This window comes from Erwinia sp. S38, from assembly GCF_016624545.1.
Classification (GTDB): Bacteria; Pseudomonadota; Gammaproteobacteria; order Enterobacterales; family Enterobacteriaceae; genus Erwinia; species Erwinia coffeiphila.
Genome location: NZ_JACVTS010000015.1, coordinates 56,120 through 72,598, shown reverse-complemented (window position 1 = coordinate 72,598; position 16,479 = coordinate 56,120). Strand labels below are relative to the sequence as shown.

General features: G+C 54.3%; 16 protein-coding genes, 1 tRNA gene and 1 pseudogene. 8 read left to right on the top strand and 10 right to left on the bottom strand.

What is annotated here, in order from left to right:
• The first annotated feature begins 12 nt into the window (after positions 1-12).
• Together IBT46_RS17025 and IBT46_RS27730 are read left to right on the top strand one after the other, a co-directional pair.
• Entirely contained in the window at positions 13-522 is a 510-nt protein-coding gene (locus tag IBT46_RS17025; RefSeq protein ID WP_200546634.1) for an RICIN domain-containing protein, read from the top strand.
• 186 nt (positions 523-708) lie between these two features.
• Positions 709-1,818 (top strand): metallophosphoesterase, encoded by a 1,110-nt coding sequence (locus IBT46_RS27730; RefSeq protein WP_200546633.1) that lies wholly within the window; start codon positions 709-711, stop codon positions 1,816-1,818.
• Between the two features lie 347 nt (positions 1,819-2,165).
• Here IBT46_RS27730 and IBT46_RS17015 read toward each other — a convergent pair.
• Positions 2,166-2,241, bottom strand: a tRNA-Asn gene (locus IBT46_RS17015).
• A 275-nt stretch (positions 2,242-2,516) separates the two neighbouring features.
• On the opposite strand from IBT46_RS17015, the gene IBT46_RS17010 reads away from it, so the two are divergent.
• Positions 2,517-3,953, top strand: coding sequence for a glycoside hydrolase family 1 protein (locus IBT46_RS17010; RefSeq protein ID WP_200546632.1), 1,437 nt, complete (start codon positions 2,517-2,519; stop codon positions 3,951-3,953).
• Between the two features lie 151 nt (positions 3,954-4,104).
• Here the strand turns inward: IBT46_RS17010 and IBT46_RS17005 are convergent, their stop codons facing one another.
• Genes IBT46_RS17005 through IBT46_RS16990 form a run of 4 tightly spaced genes read right to left on the bottom strand, consistent with a single transcriptional unit; the run spans position 4,105 to position 7,470 of the window.
• Positions 4,105-4,938, bottom strand: coding sequence for a metal ABC transporter permease (locus IBT46_RS17005; RefSeq protein WP_200546631.1), 834 nt, complete (start codon positions 4,936-4,938; stop codon positions 4,105-4,107).
• Positions 4,935-5,792, bottom strand: a complete 858-nt coding sequence (sitC, locus tag IBT46_RS17000) for an iron/manganese ABC transporter permease subunit SitC (protein WP_123333036.1) — start codon at positions 5,790-5,792, stop codon at positions 4,935-4,937. The genes IBT46_RS17005 and sitC overlap by 4 nt, the downstream gene beginning before the upstream one ends.
• Positions 5,792-6,562 (bottom strand): manganese/iron ABC transporter ATP-binding protein, encoded by a 771-nt coding sequence (locus tag IBT46_RS16995; protein WP_200546630.1) that lies wholly within the window; start codon positions 6,560-6,562, stop codon positions 5,792-5,794. The genes sitC and IBT46_RS16995 overlap by 1 nt, the downstream gene beginning before the upstream one ends.
• Positions 6,559-7,470 carry a metal ABC transporter substrate-binding protein gene (locus IBT46_RS16990; protein ID WP_200546629.1) on the bottom strand — a complete coding sequence of 304 codons (912 nt, stop codon included), beginning with the start codon at positions 7,468-7,470 and terminating at the stop codon, positions 6,559-6,561. The genes IBT46_RS16995 and IBT46_RS16990 overlap by 4 nt, the downstream gene beginning before the upstream one ends.
• A gap of 385 nt (positions 7,471-7,855) precedes the next feature.
• Here IBT46_RS16990 and IBT46_RS16985 point away from each other — a divergent pair, with 385 nt between their 5' ends.
• On the top strand, positions 7,856-8,281 hold the full coding sequence (locus tag IBT46_RS16985) for a PAS domain S-box protein (protein ID WP_200546628.1): 426 nt from the start codon (positions 7,856-7,858) through the stop codon (positions 8,279-8,281).
• 9 nt (positions 8,282-8,290) lie between these two features.
• Positions 8,291-9,832 (top strand): sulfite reductase flavoprotein subunit alpha, encoded by a 1,542-nt coding sequence (locus IBT46_RS16980; protein ID WP_200546627.1) that lies wholly within the window; start codon positions 8,291-8,293, stop codon positions 9,830-9,832.
• A 134-nt stretch (positions 9,833-9,966) separates the two neighbouring features.
• Here the strand turns inward: IBT46_RS16980 and IBT46_RS16975 are convergent, their stop codons facing one another.
• Positions 9,967-10,716, bottom strand: a complete 750-nt coding sequence (locus tag IBT46_RS16975; RefSeq protein WP_200546626.1) for a DeoR/GlpR family DNA-binding transcription regulator — start codon at positions 10,714-10,716, stop codon at positions 9,967-9,969.
• Between the two features lie 81 nt (positions 10,717-10,797).
• Between IBT46_RS16975 and IBT46_RS16970 the strand changes: the two genes are divergently transcribed.
• Together IBT46_RS16970 and IBT46_RS16965 are read left to right on the top strand one after the other, a co-directional pair.
• Positions 10,798-11,430, top strand: coding sequence for an NUDIX domain-containing protein (locus IBT46_RS16970; protein WP_234480173.1), 633 nt, complete (start codon positions 10,798-10,800; stop codon positions 11,428-11,430).
• Between the two features lie 182 nt (positions 11,431-11,612).
• On the top strand, positions 11,613-11,864 hold the full coding sequence (locus IBT46_RS16965) for a hypothetical protein (protein ID WP_200546624.1): 252 nt from the start codon (positions 11,613-11,615) through the stop codon (positions 11,862-11,864).
• A 50-nt stretch (positions 11,865-11,914) separates the two neighbouring features.
• On the opposite strand, the gene aztD is transcribed toward IBT46_RS16965, so the two are convergent.
• The 4 genes from aztD to IBT46_RS16945 form a co-directional block, all read right to left on the bottom strand.
• Complete coding sequence (gene aztD, locus IBT46_RS16960) at positions 11,915-13,186, bottom strand: zinc metallochaperone AztD (protein ID WP_200546623.1); 1,272 nt, start codon at positions 13,184-13,186, stop codon at positions 11,915-11,917.
• Positions 13,187-13,228: 42 nt separating this feature from the next.
• Complete coding sequence (aztC, locus tag IBT46_RS16955) at positions 13,229-14,167, bottom strand: zinc ABC transporter substrate-binding protein AztC (RefSeq protein WP_200546695.1); 939 nt, start codon at positions 14,165-14,167, stop codon at positions 13,229-13,231.
• A gap of 249 nt (positions 14,168-14,416) precedes the next feature.
• A complete protein-coding gene (locus IBT46_RS16950; RefSeq protein ID WP_105592673.1) occupies positions 14,417-14,695 on the bottom strand; it encodes a type II toxin-antitoxin system RelE/ParE family toxin in 279 nt (92 codons plus the stop codon).
• Positions 14,685-14,933 carry a type II toxin-antitoxin system Phd/YefM family antitoxin gene (locus IBT46_RS16945; protein ID WP_105592672.1) on the bottom strand — a complete coding sequence of 83 codons (249 nt, stop codon included), beginning with the start codon at positions 14,931-14,933 and terminating at the stop codon, positions 14,685-14,687. The genes IBT46_RS16950 and IBT46_RS16945 overlap by 11 nt, the downstream gene beginning before the upstream one ends.
• Positions 14,934-15,330: 397 nt before the next feature.
• On the opposite strand from IBT46_RS16945, the pseudogene IBT46_RS16940 reads away from it, so the two are divergent.
• A pseudogene (locus IBT46_RS16940) lies at positions 15,331-16,478 on the top strand (IS30 family transposase).
• Position 16,479: the final 1 nt, after the last annotated feature.

Here is a 16,479-nt window from a genome sequence, read left to right as displayed (position 1 = left end):
GGGTCATCTTCGATGATTAAAAAAATTTGTCATCAGTTTTCACCTCGCTTACTGCGTGCATCAGACAGGACGGCAGATGTTAGTCTGGACGAACTAAATGGCCATACATTTGCGATTCAGAATATTTCATTTAAAAAAAACCTTCGCCCCTATAAAGCCAGAAAGCATGACGGTAATCCCGTTATTCTTTACGTACATCACGCGTGGAAGTGTATGACCTGGCGTTTTTCTCAGGCAGAGGACGGTAACTTTCGTTTAATTAATTACTACACCGGTAAAATGTTAGATACCAAATCTCTACCCTACGAAGACGTGCCACTCGTTCAGAATAGCGCTGTCCATAATACTGTGATTTGGGAATTCACGGAAGTGACAAGGGGCATCTACACAATTGGTCTGGTGGGTACACAAATCTACATCACCGCGTCGTCAGATAAGACTAATTCACCCATTATTCTTTCTCACTTTACGAATAGCAGCGGCCAGAAGTGGCGACTGATCCGGCAAAAACCCTGGTTTTAAGTGACGTAACATTCCCTCTAAGGAGGCTCGGTAGGGGGGCACGGGAAAACACCTTTACCATCACGGAATGAAAAGGGTAGTTAGTCGTTTATTTTCGGGATTAGGTTATTGCTAAACCCTTTGCTGAAAATTTGTCACTTATAGATATGCTTTCTTTGAAAGGCAGTGCATCTATCCGGAGATAGTGTGAAAACATTAATAGGTTTAGGTATACCGGCTGTGCTTCTCATCTTATCCATAATTGCAATTTGGTTTGTTGAGACACGTTTAATTGCATTGTTTGGAATTCGCAGAACGATTCTGTTCCGATGTCTCTTCGCAGGAATTTATATTGCTGGTCTGGCTGGGTTGATATTAGCTGATAAGTCGACCAGCCCATTTGTCGGTTCGCTCTATTGGTTGGGCGGAGTAAGCTGGATTGCCCTGGTGTATCTGGCAATTGCGTTTGTCATCTCCGGTCTTATCGCATCAGTCTCTTTTATATCAGCGTCATGGGCTAATGGAACAGCCCTTTTCTCAGTGATAATTCTGACCTGTTGGGGAGTGTATTCGGCACGAGACTTCGTTGTGACCACAACGCAGTTATCAGTGCCCAAGATTAGCAATTCTCTTACCATCATGCATATCTCCGATGTTCATATCGGCTATCACCGTGGGCGTGATTATCTCCAGAAGATAGTTGATGAGACGAATCGCAATAGTCCTGATCTGGTTATCATCAATGGTGATCTACTTGATTCTAAAGTCGCACTGGGCAAGAGCGTTCTTGAACCGCTAAAAAACTTCACAGCACCTGTTTATTTTACAGGAGGAAATCATGAGAAGTATGTTGATCAGGCGCGTTCAGAGGAACTTATAGCGTCAATGGGCGTGCATATTCTCAGGAATGAGATTGTGAATATCCGTGGGGTCCAACTGGTTGGTCTTCGTTACATGAAAGCTGATGAAAATACCCTGGACCTTCACCCCTCAGATGAAAAAGAAACCATCAAATCTACACTAGGCGGATTGGATGTTGATCACTTTAAGGCTTCTATATTTATTCATCATAGTCCCATGGGTATTGAATACATGGCTGAAAAAGGAGCCGATCTTGTACTGTCTGGCCACACTCACGCTGGGCAGGTGTTTCCAGGGACGCTGTTGTCACCCTTTTTCTTTAACTTTAACAGCGGCCTGAAATACTTTGAAAGTACACAGGTATTTGTATCGCAAGGAGCCGGTACTTATCTGACGCCAATGCGCAGTGGTAGTCGTAACGAAATAAACTTGGTCCGGCTTGTTCCGCGTAAATAGAGGCGTTTAGGCAACTTATTGTTAGCGTCAACCTGTTGACGAGAGTCAGCTTCATATTCGTCTGGATTGGCCCCAGGCGTAAGCCAGGATATTTTTTATTGTACGACATTTGAGAAAGCAAAGATGCGACCCCAGTTGAATCAACAGGTACAGGCCGTGAGAATCAAAAACCTTGAAAAGGTTGCGGGTGATTTAAAATCAACGCTCGAAGGTGTTAAACAACATCTGGCCGTCAATCCGTTATCGAACCAACTTGTTACACATCTGACTACCAAATTCCGCCGGTGCGGGGCAGGATAACAAACAAAAAGCCCGCTTAAGTTTCCTTAAGCGGGCTTCTCTAAATTTGGCTCCTCTGACTGGACTCGAACCAGTGACATACGGATTAACAGTCCGCCGTTCTACCGACTGAACTACAGAGGAATCGTGTGAACGAGGCGCATATTAATCATCGCGACCGGGTGTGTCAACGTGGAAAATCAATAAAATCAGCCAACTGCTGATGTTTGCAGCAAAATGATGATTTCATCGGCATTCCCTTCAGCGATATCCTCATTTTTACGACATTTGCGCCATCCCGGCGGGCGGCGGCTTACGCTTTGCTCACTGCTCTTGTATTATCGTCGTTCGGGCTGCGCTGAATCGATCCATCCTGAAGCGGGGCCGCAAAATTTGCGAATGTTTAAAGGATTACGGCAATGAAAGAAAGATTTCCGCAGGGCTTTATGTGGGGTGGCGCAACCGCTGCCAATCAGGTGGAAGGCGCATACGATAAGGACGGCAAAGGTCTGTCGATTGTCGATGCCATTCCCGGCGGCAAGGCGCGTCTGAGCATCGTCTCCTCGCCGGAGTTTGATTTCTCGCTGGACACCGAGCGCTATACCTACCCGAACCATAAAGGCATCGATCACTATCATCGTTTCCGTGAAGATATCGCGCTGTTCGCGGAGATGGGCTTTAAATGCTATCGCTTCTCGATTGCCTGGACGCGCATCTACCCGAACGGTGTAGAGCAGCAGCCGAACGAGGCGGGCCTCAACCACTATCAGCAGGTCATCGACACCTGCATCGCCCACGGCATCGAGCCGGTGATCACCATTTCCCACTATGAGATGCCGCTGCACCTGGCCAACGCGTTCGGCGGCTGGCAGGGGCGCGAGGTGATCGGCCACTTCGAGCGCTTTGCCCGCACGGTGCTGGAACGCTTTGGTCAGCAGGTGAAGTACTGGATGACCTTTAACGAGATCAACAGCGCCTTCCACTTCCCAATCATGAGCCAGGGTCTGACGGTGAAAACCGGCGCGCTGGAGCCGCAGGCCAAATTCCAGGCACTGCATAATCAGTTCGTTGCCAGCAGCCTGGCGGTGAAAATCGCCCATGAAACTAACCCGGAAATCAAAATTGGCTGCATGATCCTCTATGCCACCAGCTACGGCTTCGACTGCAACCCGGTGAACCAGCTGGCGGCGCTGAAAGAGCGTCAGTCTTCCGACTTCTACTGTGCCGATGTGCAGGTGGGTGGCAAATATCCGTACTACGCGAAAAGCCTGTGGCAGTCGCTGGGCGTCAAGCTGGATATCCAGCCGGGCGATCTGGAGCTGCTGAAAGCGCACACCGTCGACTACATCGGCTTCAGCTACTACATGTCGCGCACTATCTACGCCACCCACCCGGAAGCCGCAGCGGCGCACGGCAACCTGCTCGGCGGGGCGCGTAACCCGTTCCTGGAAGCCAGCGACTGGGGCTGGGAGATCGACCCAACCGGCCTGCGCATCGCGCTGAACGAGCTGTATGACCGCTACGAGAAGCCGCTGTTTATCGTTGAAAACGGCCTGGGCGCGATAGATAAGCCGGATGAAAATCACTACGTCGCCGATGAGTACCGCATTAACTATCTGCGCCAGCACATCAGCGCCATGGCGGAAGCGGTTAAGGACGGGGTGGATCTGATGGGCTACACGCCGTGGGGCTGTATCGATCTGGTAAGTATGTCGACAGGGGAGATGAGCAAACGCTACGGCATGATCTACGTCGATCTGGATGACAACATCAACGGCACCGGCGATCGCTACCGTAAAAAATCCTTCCATTGGTATAAGCAGGTTATCGCCACCAACGGTCAGGATCTCGGATAAAGACTACGGCTGCCCCGCAGGGGGCAGCCTGTCTGAACGTTCAACGCCGGGTGTTGCCACCCGGCGCGGGCTGATTCCGAAAGAAGCGCAACGTCTGTGCCTGAGGCCGCCGCACGGGCACGCTTGCCCGAGCAGGCAGTGACCGGCTCCTCTAGGTCATCACCGCGCGGGCACGCAGGCTGGACCAGATAAACGCCACAATAAAGATCAGGCTGAACAGCACCACGATCGTCGGCGCGGGCGCGCTGTCGAGGAAAAACGACAGCCAGGTGCCGAGGAAGCAGACCGCCATCGACAGCAGCACGGCGAAAATCAGCACCGACGAGAAGCGGCGCATCAGCAGCAGAGCAATCGCCCCCGGCGCAATGAGCAGCGCAATCGACAGAATAATCCCCACCGCCGACAGCGTGGCCACAATGGTCATGGCGATCATGCACAGCAGGCCGTAGTGCAGCAGCGAGGTGTTAATCCCGCAGGCTTTCGCCTGATGCGGATCGAAAGCGTGCAGCAGTAAATCCTTCCACTTCACCAGTACAATCAGCGCAATCAGCGCGGCAATGCCGCCGGTTTGCAGCATATCCGACAGCCCAATCCCCAGCATATCGCCGAACAGAATATGGTCGAGATGTACGTCAGATTCGATGGACAGATAAAGGATCAGCCCGAGAGCAAACATCCCCGAGAAAATAATCCCCATCACCGTATCGCGCTTGATGCGGCTGTTCTCCGCCACAAAGCCGGTGGCCAGCGCGCAGAACAGCCCGGCGACGAACGCGCCAATCGCAACAGGAATACCGATGATGTAGGCCAGCACCACGCCGGGAAACACCGCGTGGCTCATCGCATCGCCCATCAGCGACCAGCCTTTTAACACCATAAAGCAGGAGAGCAGGGCGCAGGGGATCGCCACCAGCAGCGAAATCGCCAGCGCGTTCTGCATAAAATCAAACTCAAACGGGCTGAGCAGCAGTTCGGTCAGGTTCATGGCTGTGCCTCCTGCGTTTGTCGGGCCAGGCGACGGCGCGCCAGCATCCCGTGTTTAGGGGCCCAGATAAACGCCAGCAGGAAGATAACCGTCTGTGCCACCACGATAATGCCGCCGGTCGCACCGTCCAGATAGTAGCTGAGCCAGGCACCGAAAAAGCTGGTGATGCTGCCGATAGCCACCGCAATCATCAGCAGCCGCGGGAAGCGGTCGGTCAGCAGATAGGCGGTCGCACCCGGCGTCACCACCAGACAGATCACCAGAAACGCGCCGACGGTTTGCAGGGCGGCCACGGTCGAGGCGGAAAGCAGGGTGAAGAACAGCAGCTTCAGCCGGGCAGGATTCAGGCCGATCGAGCGGGCGTGGTTCTCGTCGAAAAAGGTCACCATCAGGTCTTTCCACTTAATCAGCAGGATCGCCAGCGAGGTGAGGCCGATAATCGCCAGCTGCAGGATATCGCCCGGCGCAATCGCCAGAATATTGCCCATCACGATGGTTTGAATATTCACCGAGGTGGGGTTCAGCGACACCATAAACAGCCCCAGGCCGAAGAATGAGGAGAAGATCAGGCCGATAATCGCGTCCTCTTTCAGCCGGGTGCGCTGGTTAAGAAACAGCATTCCGGCTGCCGCCAGCCCGCCGGAAAAGAACGCGCCAAGGGCAAACGGCAGGCCGAGCATATAGGCACCCGCCACGCCGGGAACGATGGAGTGGGACAGCGCATCGCCAATCAGCGACCAGCCTTTCAGCATTAAATAGCAGGAGAGAAACGCGCACACGCCGCCGACCAGCGCGGAGACCCACATCGCGTTGAGCATATACTCATAGTGGAACGGTTCCGCCAGCCAGCCCATTACGGATTCTCCCAGACGATATCGCGCAGCGCGCCACTAAAGGCATTCTCCAGATTCTCGCGGGTGAAGGTGGTGGCGGTGGTGCCGCAGGCCAGCACCGTGCCTTTAATGATCACCGTGTGGTCGCAGTATTCGCTGACCGACGCCAGATTATGCGTCGAAACCAGCAGCGTGCGCCCCTCATCGCGCAGCTCGTGCAGCAGGCTGATAATCTGCCTTTCGGTATTCACGTCCACCCCGGTAAACGGCTCATCCAGCAGGATCACCCGGCCACGCTGGGCGATGGCGCGGGCCAGAAAGACCCGCTTCTTCTGGCCGCCGGAAAGCTCACCAATCTGCCGGTGGCGATAGTCGGACATCCCCACCCGCGCCAGCGCGTCGGCGACGATATCGCGGTCCTGCTGGCGGGCGATGCGCAGCATGCCCATATGGCCGTAGCGCCCCATCATCACCACATCTTCTACCAGCACCGGAAACGACCAGTCCACGTCCTCGGCCTGCGGCACGTAGGACACCAGGTTCTGCTTCAGCGCCTGGCTGCCGGGGCGGCCAAGCAGGGTGATGCTGCCGGAAGAGAGCGGCACAAACCCCATAATTGCCTTAAACAGCGTCGACTTGCCGGAGCCGTTAATCCCCACCAGCGCGGCGATGCTGGCGGTGGGAATATCGAGCGTGGTGTTACGCAGCGCGGTGTGGCCGTTGCGATAGGTCACGGTGACATCGCTGACGTGGATGCCGCCGGGCTGCTGAAGGGCACTGAGTTCGGTCATTTTGCTAACCCCTGCTGGATACCGCGCACGATGGTCTCGCTGGTCACCCGCAGTAAATCCAGATAGGTCGGCACCGGTCCGTCCTGCTGGCTGAGTGAATCCACGTAGAGCACGCCGCCGTAGTGGCTGCCGGTTTCACGCGCAACCTGGCGCGCGGCCTTGTCGGAGATGGTGCTTTCGCTAAATACCGCCGGGATCTGATGCTGTTTCACCTGGTCAATCACCCGGCGAACCTGCTGCGGCGTACCCTGCTGATCGGCGTTGATCGGCCACAGATACAGCTCTTTCAGGCCGTAGTCGCGGGTCAGATAGGAGAATGCGCCTTCGCTGCTCACCAGCCAGCGTTTATCTTCCGGGATCTGTGCCAGCGCATGCTGAACCGGCGCAACGGTAGCGATGATTTGCTGTTTGTAGCGTTCGGCGTTGCGTTGATAGGTGGCGGCATTGGCCGGATCGTATTTCACCAGCGCATCGCGAATATTATCGACGTAGATCAGTGCGTTTTTCGCCGACATCCACGCGTGCGGGTTTGGTTTACCGCTGTAAGGGCCTTCGCTGATGCCCATCGGCTCCACACCGGCGGAGACCACGACTTCCGGCACGCCTTTCAGATGGCGATAGAAGCGGCTGAACCAGCGCTCCAGGTTCAGGCCGTTGGCGAGGATCAGCTGTGCACCCTGCGCGCGTTTGATGTCGCCGGGCGTCGGCTGATATTCATGGATCTCCGCGCCTGGCTTGGTGATCGATGCCACCTCGGCGGCGTCTCCGGCCACGTTCTGCGCCATATCGGCAATCACCGTAAAGGTGGTGATCACGCGGAATTTCTCTGCGGCAGCGGCGGGCGTTAGCGGCAGCGCCGCCAGCAGGGCTACGCAGCACAATCCTTTAAACCAGTTCAGACGAGGCATCAATGTTCTCCTGTAAGAAAGTTACGCAAGGCAATTAGCTGATGCTATGAGTTATAGCACAGGCTATAACTCAGGGAGAACAATTTTCATTCACCATTTCAAAAAATTACAAATGGTGTGGATTACGACTGATAGCAAATTAGCCAACGGTGGCTAACGCCTTCACTTCGAACGGGTATTCCATCGTGCTGAGACGGGCGCAAGCGTGGATGTTGCATTTTTAGCAGGGGTTTATTTCCTTTTTGCAACAATCATTTAACTTGATCTTGTCGGGGGATTCCCTATAAGATGCATTTCAAATGCAACTTATAGTTCGCATCAAATCGATACACTGACCTCACCTGCACTGAGTCACCTCAACAGGTTAAACACAAGGAAATTTGCTATGAGCCAGACTCCCAATTCCGACCAGCTGCTGTCCGCCCTTGATAAAGTGATGGTGATTTCCACCACCGATCTGCAGGGCACCATCACTTACGTCAACGATCTGTTCTGTCAGCTGACCGGCTACAGCCGCGAAGAACTGCTGGGGCAGCCGCATAGCATCGTGCGTCATCCGTCAGTACCAAAAGCCACCTATAAGGACATGTGGGACACCATCAAAGCGGGCAATATCTGGACCGGCATCATCCCTAACGTTGGTAAAGGCGGTGGCCTGTACGTGGTGGATACCACCGTGCAACCGCTGTACGACGAGCAGGGCGCTATCTCTTCTTACATCAGCATCCGCCGGGTGATTAACGACCTGATGACCGATTTTGAAGCGGTAGAGTTCTCTAAAGAGCAGTTCGACGAATTCTACGATAACTAAGACATCACTATGGCCGATCTCATCGAACGTATCGTTATTGGCTACGGTTCGGAATCGGGCAATGCCCGGGCGCTGGCACTGCGCCTGGGCGAGCAGCCTTTTCTGCAACCTTTCGCTCCGCAGGTTCTGGAGCTTAACTATCTCTTTCAGACAGAGCCGCGTTCCGGCGATCTGCTGCTGATCGTCTCCAGTTCGTTTGGCGATGGCGAACCTCCGGCCAACGCGGAACAGTTTATTGACCAGCTGCAACACTATGCGGGGGCTGACGGCCTGCGCTACGCCATATTTGGCCTTGGCGATACCGCCTACCCCAACTTTTGTGGCTTCACCAAAACGCTTGATGCGGCACTGGCCGAGCGCGGGGCGTACGGCATGATTAACCGGGTGGATGCCGATGCCGCGTTTGACGGCTTTTTCTCTCAGTGGCTGTCGGTGCTGGAAAAAGTGCTGGACGGCGATGAACAGGCGGGGCAAGACCTGCACCTGCAGGTGACCGCCTGGAGCGAAGATAACGCCTTTGCTGCATCGATAATCGAACGCCGCCGACTCAGCGCCGAAGCGCCCTGTGCGTGGCATATCCGGCTGAATATTGCCGGCAGCGGCATCCACTATCGCGCCGGGGATACGCTGTATCTCCAGCCGGAAAATGACGCCGATCTGCTGGCCGCAATTGGCACCTGGCTTGGCCGCAGCGATGCTGCCGAGGCCCTGCGCCGCCGGGAACTGCGGCAGATAAGCAAAACCACCCTGCGCGAGCTGGCGAAGCTTTCCGGCAGTGACGAGCTGAAGGCACTCCTGAAAATCAGCCAGCGCAAAACACTGGAGGCGTACCTTTACGGCGCGGACCTGCTCGATGTGCTCGAAGATTTCTGCACGCCGCAGTCGGTGACGCTGGATGCGCTACTGGAGTTGCTGCCCGGCTGCCTGCCGCGCGCTTACTCTATCGCTTCGCGCCCCGATACGGAGATCGTCGATCTCTGCGTACGTGAAGTGTGCTATGAACGTCGGGGCCGGGCGCGCAGGGGTGTCGCCACCGGCTGGCTGCTGGGTGACAACGGAGCGATGCGTATCTTCAGCCGCGCGAATCCGGGGTTCTGGCTGCCGAAAGACGAGCGTGCGCCGCTGCTGCTGATCGGCACCGGCACCGGTATTGCACCGCTGATCGGGCTGCTGCGCGAGCAGGCGATGGAGAGCGCTTCGGCGCGAGAAACCTGCCTGATCTTCGGTGAAAAACGCCGCGAAGGGGATTTTCTCTACCGGGGCGAACTGGAGTCACTCCGGCAGCAGGGCACGATCGGCCAGCTGATTACCGCCTTCTCGCGCGACGGAGCCGGTAAGTACTACGTGCAGGATGCCATCGCCGATAACGCAGAGCACATCAGCGCGATGCTCCAGCGCGGCGCGCACGTTTATCTGTGCGGTAACAAGCAGCATCTGGAAAGCGCGGTGGAAAATGCGCTGACGGCGGTTTGCGGCTTAGCAGGACAGGCTGAAGAGACGCTGTGGCAGCAGCTTGCACAGCAGGGACGGCTGCATCTGGAGCTTTATTAATCCCGCCAGGTTTGCTGCCAATGTTCGCTCCGGTTGCGGTTCTGGAGCGAACATCATCCGTTACCGTCGGTCTGCGCAGGCAAACCCTGTGCAATCAGAGGATCGGTTCGACGATAGCGCGGCAATATCCGCCATTAAATCACCGTAATCTGCAATCGCGCCAGCGCCCGGCTCATCTCATCATCCAGGCTCTCTTCCACAATCAGCGTGCTGGCAATCTCAAGGCCGCCGATCGCAAAGGCCGAAGCGGAATTCAGTTTTTCCGGTGACGCCATCACCACGGTTTCAGCGGCACGTTCGGAAAGGGCGCGCTTCACGCAGGACTCTTCATAATTCGCAGTGGTAAATCCGGCAGTGTGATGAATGCCCGTCACGCCCATAAAGAACAGGTCAGCATGAATGCGCTGGATGGATTCGATCATCGCCGCGCCGACCGTGACCAGCGAATGCTTATACAGCTGGCCGCCAATCAGAATCACCTCGGCCAGCGGGTGATCGACCATGCTGACCGCAATGCTCGGGCTGTGGGTGACCAGCGTAAACGGCAGCGTTTTGGGGATCAGCTGAACCATCTCCCCGGTGGTGGTGCCCCCGTCAACAATCACAATATTTCCCGGTTGAATCAGGGCTGCCGCTTTCCGGGCGATAACTTTTTTTGCCTGAGTTTGCACGTTTTTGCGCGTTTCAAATGGCGCAATCGCCGTGGAGACCGCCAGCGCACCACCGTGCACTCGCTGAAGCTTCCCCTCGGCTGCCAGCTCCCTGAGATCGCGGCGGATAGAGTCTTCAGAGATGGAAAACCGCTGGCTCAGTTCGCGGGAAATAACCTGCTTTTCATCAGCAAGGATGTCCAGAATAAGCTGTTTTCTCTGGATGGAGAGCATAATTCTTTCTTCTTGTTTTTTCTTGATCTTGCACGATTATGCATGTTAGCGTGCCTGCTGTCATCTCTTCTGGGGAAAACCATGCAAACTGAACCGCTAAAAATCCGCAATATACGTGAACAGCTGCTGTCGGATAACTGGTACACGCTGAAGAAATTTACCTTTGAACTGCAGCGCCGGGACGGGCAATGGCAGGAACAGAGCCGCGAAGCCTACGATCGCGGCAACGGCGCGGTTATCCTGCTGTACAACAAAGTGCGCCAAACGGTGGTGCTCACTCGCCAGTTCCGCTTCCCGATTTATATCAGCGGCCATTCGGGATTTTTGATCGAGGCCGCCGCCGGGCTGCTGGATAACGCCTCGCCCGAAGAGCGAATTATGGCCGAGGCGGAAGAGGAAACCGGCTACAAAGTGGCTAACGTGGAGAAGGTGTTTGAAGCCTATATGAGCCCCGGTTCGGTGACCGAAAAGCTGTACTTCTTTATCGCTGAATATACCGATCGCGACCGCAGCACCAGCGGCGGCGGGCTGGTCGAAGAGGGCGAGGATATTGAGGTGCTGGAGTGGCCCTTCGCACAGGCTCTGGCCGCCATTCGCAGCGGGGAAATTCAGGATGCAAAAACCATTATGCTGATTCAGCATCTGGCGCTGAATTCGGTGTTGACTCAGGACGGCGACAGGGCTGGGAAACGCTTTCGTGGCCTGAATGTGTAAAAGAGTCATCGGCAAGAAATTAAAGAGTCATTGGAAAGAAGTTTGCGCAGCGCGAAGCGGATGTTATGTTATTTTATAACCGTTCAGATTAAGCTTCAGTTTTTAAACTAAAACCGTTTCACCCAATGCCCGCAGTCGTTAAGACAGCCCGACAGCGCCCGGAATGCTTATTAGGGGTTCAGATGAAAATCAGTAAAATTATTGCGCTCTCTCTGACGATGGCCTCGGCCCAGGCTCTGGCCTTTCAGGCGAAAGAGACTCAAATTTCCGCTCCGTCGCAGGAGCAGTTAAAAACGGCTGAAAATGCGCTTATTGGCAACTTTTACAACCCGCACGGGGTGAGAGGGCAGGCCAGTGCCTCTGCCACCTGTGCCGCCGTCCCGGTTGCCGGATGCGGCTGCCCGTTCTGCACCCAGCTGCGCAGCCGGGCATAAACCGCAAGCCACGCCGCCGGGGCCTGATCCGGCGGCGGAGCTTTTACCTGTTAATGCGTGTGTTCGTGGTTATGTGCGTGCTCATGGCTGTGGCCGTGTTCATCGTGAGCGTGCCCGCCGCCGTGAACCTTGCCCGAGCCGCCCACCGCTACGATATTAAACGGCTGGCCAGCCACCGCGATCTCGCCGGTTTCTTTAAACGCCACCGCATCCAGCACGTGGATTTTGCTTTTCAGCGGATCGGTCACGAAGATTTTGCTGTCCGCCACGGCAATGCGTGGGCGCGGATCGTTCCAGTGGCCGTCCATTGAGTAGGGCTCGGTGACCTTCACCGACTGGGTAATCTGCCCCTTCAGCACATCAATCTGATTCAGCTTGCCGTCTTCAGTAAACACGTAAGCGAATTTCGGCCGCACCGGATCAACGGCAAAATGCACGCGGCGGGTTGGCAGCTGGATCAGACGGAAGCTGTCCGCTTCGGTCGGGTCAATCAGCACCAGGCGGTCCGGGCCGTAGTTGCCAATAAAGTACTGCATGCCCTTGCCGCCAATCAGCGTGGAGGTGCTGCCTTCCGGCAGTGATTTTGCGTAAGGCAGATGCTTAATCACCGGCGCATCGTCATTTTGAGTGATAAGCAGCAGGCCGGTAGCGCAGGAGAGGGCATAGATATTGCCCGAACCGGCAGAACCGTGCAGTCCCGGGCAGGCGGCATCTTCGCCGACTTTATTCCCTTTCAGATCGACCACCCGCGCGCCGATTGGGCGCTTAGTGGCATCTTCAGGGTTCGGAATAGAAACCACCGCGTAACCATCGTATGGCACCGCTACGCCGTGATGCGCGGCCACAACACTCACTTTGGTCGCATCATTTTTGCCTGCCAGTACCGCATGCTCGGTCAGCAGCTGTGCGCTGTTTTCACCGTCAAACCACTGCGCAACCTTGCCCTGGCGCTCCACAAAGTGGCCGGGCTTTTTGCCGTCCAGCTCAACTTTCAGCAGTTTTGCATCGTCGATATCGATATCGGCATGATCGCCGTGATCGTGGAAGGCAATGCCGGAAGAAATCGCCGACACCACGTTGGCGCTGCCCTGAATCGCAAATACCACCGCGCCGCTCTCGGTGCGCGAAAGGCTGGCCGGGCCCTTGACGTTAAAGGTCGCCAGCTTATCGCCGTCCAGCGCATCAATCACATTAATCACCGGCTTATCGTGATCGGCGACAAACAGCCGCCAGGCGTTAACGTCGTCTTCAGCCTGTGCGGAACCCGCCGCGACACCCAGCAGCAGCGCGGAAATCGCCGCTGATAAAATGCGTTTTTTCATGCTTATCTCCATCTTTAACTATTTCCCAGAATAATGAGTCGGTTACTGCTTCCCGATGGCGGCGGCCGCAAGCGTTGTGGCGTTGTGTTCCATCATGGCGAGATAGGTGGCGGCTGGGCCATCAGCGGCGGAAAGTGCATCGGAGTAAAGCGTACCGGCAACGTGCAGTCCGGCTTCACTGGCGATCTGCTGTACCAGCCGCGGATTAGAAATGTTCTCAGCGAAAATGGCGGAGGCGCGGTGAGTTTTTATCTCCCGTAAAATTCCGGCTACGTCCGCCGCCGAGGCTTCAGACTCCGTGGATACGCCCTGCGGCGAAAGGAAATGAATGCCGTAAGCCTCTTCGAAATAGCGGAAGGCATGATGCCCGACGACCACGGTGCGCCTCTCTGGCGGCACCTGCTGAATTGCGGCAGTGATTTTGCTATCCAGCACGCTCAGTTTTTCCGTATAGCGATCGGCGTTCTGCTGATAAAACGCGCAGTTATCCTTATCCGCCGCGCAGAATGCCTCGGTAATATTCTTCACGTAAATTTTTGCATTGGCGACGGACTGCCAGGCGTGCGGATCGAGCGGGGCGGCATGGAACACCGCTTTGCCGTTGTTGAAGTGATAGTGCCCACCTGCCGGATCGCGCAGGATCGTAGCGTCTTTGGTGGTTTCAATAACCGGCGCGGTGCTCTCGCTGGAGCGGATCAGCCGGGCCATAAAGCCTTCAAGCTTCAGGCCGTTAATCAGGATCACATCGGCTTTTGCCATTGCAATAGCGTCAGCCGGGGAGGGTTCATAGACGTGCGCATCGCCGTTTGGTCCAACAATCGTGCGCAGCGTAATGCGGTCTTCACCAATGCTGTGCGCCATATCGCCAATAATTGAAAAACTGGCGATCACATTGATTTTGGCGTTTGCCTGCGCGGTAGCAAACAGCGACAGCATGGATGCCATCACCAGCGTTAACGCGGGCAGGCCGGGCTTCTTCATCACATCACTCTCCTGATTTTATCCCTGGCAGAAAGCCATAAAGGCATACAAAAATTTACATCATGAAACGTTATAACATAACAATTGATGATGCAAACGATTATTAATGCCGAGTTTCAGGTGAGGAAGTGAGTGAACGGCCGCTTCGGGTTATTGCAGGAGCGCTGTGCCCTGCGGGCAAATTTCTTGAGGGAAGGAATAGAAAGAGATAGAGACAAAAAGCAGAAAGCCCCGAAGGTAATTTTTCAATCACCAACGAGGCCTATCGATCGTCCCATCATTTTCTCGCTTACCCACACCAATGACAGTGACTGTCACAATTTCATCATTAACGCTGTAAACCAGTCGGTAGCCCGCTCCACGGAGCTTTATTTTATACTGGTCTTTACGTCCGTGGAGTTGTGACGCTGGCACCCGTGGATTTTGCAGGCGCTCAGTAAGCTTTTTTTTGAACTGTTCCCGGATGGTATGGCCCAGTTTTTTCCATTCTTTCAACGCTGATTCATTAAAGGCTAGCCTATAGGTCATCAATATTGACCTCGATTACAGCCTCACCGATTCGTTCGTCAGCAATACGACCCAACTCCTGATCTTCCAGAATTTCCATCATCTGTGCATACAGGGCAGGGGGAACACAGTAAAAAGCGGGTTCATTGCGATTCAGGATGACTACCGGTGCACCTTCTCCTGCATTAAAAGTACCCATAGGATCACGTTTAAGCTCTGTTATGCTGGCCGCAGTGGTGGTTAAAATCTGAAATGCCATAATAAATCCTCCTGTTAAGAGCTTCAATTATAGGTCACTTGAAAGTGCTTTTAAAGGTGCCTTTCATCAAGCGGCGATTTTCATTGTTATATATCATCCGGCAGGAGCTTATCGAAACAGGTGGAAACAGGGCTGATGTGGGTCAAGCTGATTGAAACCCGACGCTATTCAGTTGAGTGCATAGCCAGGCATAGCGTTGATTCTTACATGGTGTTCATGGCGTACTTTTTGGGTGATTTGTTACTGTTTTTAAGGGGATATGTCTGGAACGTGTTCTACTGATTTTAACGGAGCGCACAATAAAGCGTTATGGTAAATAGTCTGAGGTCGTGTCCGCTATGAGCTGTGAGTTCAATGGGTCGATGCAACGCTATCCTTAATCAAGGGGGACGTTGCCATGAAACGAAGAACTCGGATTAACTACACACCAGAGCAGAAGGCGATTATCTGGGACAGATATAAGCAAGGTGATTCCCTGCATGATATCGCCAGAATGTTCGACCGATTTCATTCTTCTATCATGCCCACAATCCACCAGACAGGTGGCTACCGTCCTCCCGTTCGAAAACGGCATAGATTAGCGCTTACGCTTGACGAAAGAGAGGAGATATCCAGAGGACTGGTAGCAAAACTCAGTATCAGGGACATCGCTGCCAACTTATCAAGAGCACCCTCAACGATTAGCCGCGAGGTCAGGAGGCATGGAGGTGCCAGGCAATATCGTGCAGCAAAAGCCGATACTGCTGCGTGGGAAAATGCTCTGAGACCAAAACCTTGCAAGCTAATTGAAAGCCCCACATTGTGTAAAATCATTGCAGAGAAGATGCATTAGGACAGATCGCCGGTTGGCTGAAACGCAGTTATCCGGATAATCAGGAAATGCATGTGTCACACGAAACGATTTATAAAACGCTTTTTATACAAACCAGGGGGGCATTAAAAAAAGAGCTACAGCAATGCCTCAGAAGCAGGAGAGCGGTTCGTAGATCCCGAACGTCATCACTTAAAGGGAAAGGATTAGGGAAAATCCCGAATGCGATACCTATCAGCGAAAGGCCACCGGAAGCCGCAGACAGAGCCATACCTGGTCACTGGGAAGGTGATCTGATCCAGGGCTCAAAAAACTCCTATATCGTCACCCTCGTAGAACGCCATTCCCGCTTTGTTATGTTGGCCAAAATCAGGGACAACAAGACCATAACGGTTATATCTGCACTCATCAGACAAGCCCGGGAATTACCTGTTGAAATATATAAAACATTAACTTGGGATCGGGGAGCTGAAATGACCAGCCACACCCGGTTTACTGTAGCAACAGACATCCAGATTTACTTCTGTGATCCTCAATCTCCCTGGCAACGTGGCTCAAATGAAAATACGAACAGGTTGCTCAGACAATATTTTCCAAAGGGAACTGACTTATCGGTTCACAGTCAGCAGAGACTAAACAGCGTTGCCAGACAGCTCAACGAAAGACCGAGAAAAACGCTAGACTATGAATCACCCGCAGAGCGGTTCAATAAGTGTGTTGCGCCCATCAGTTGAA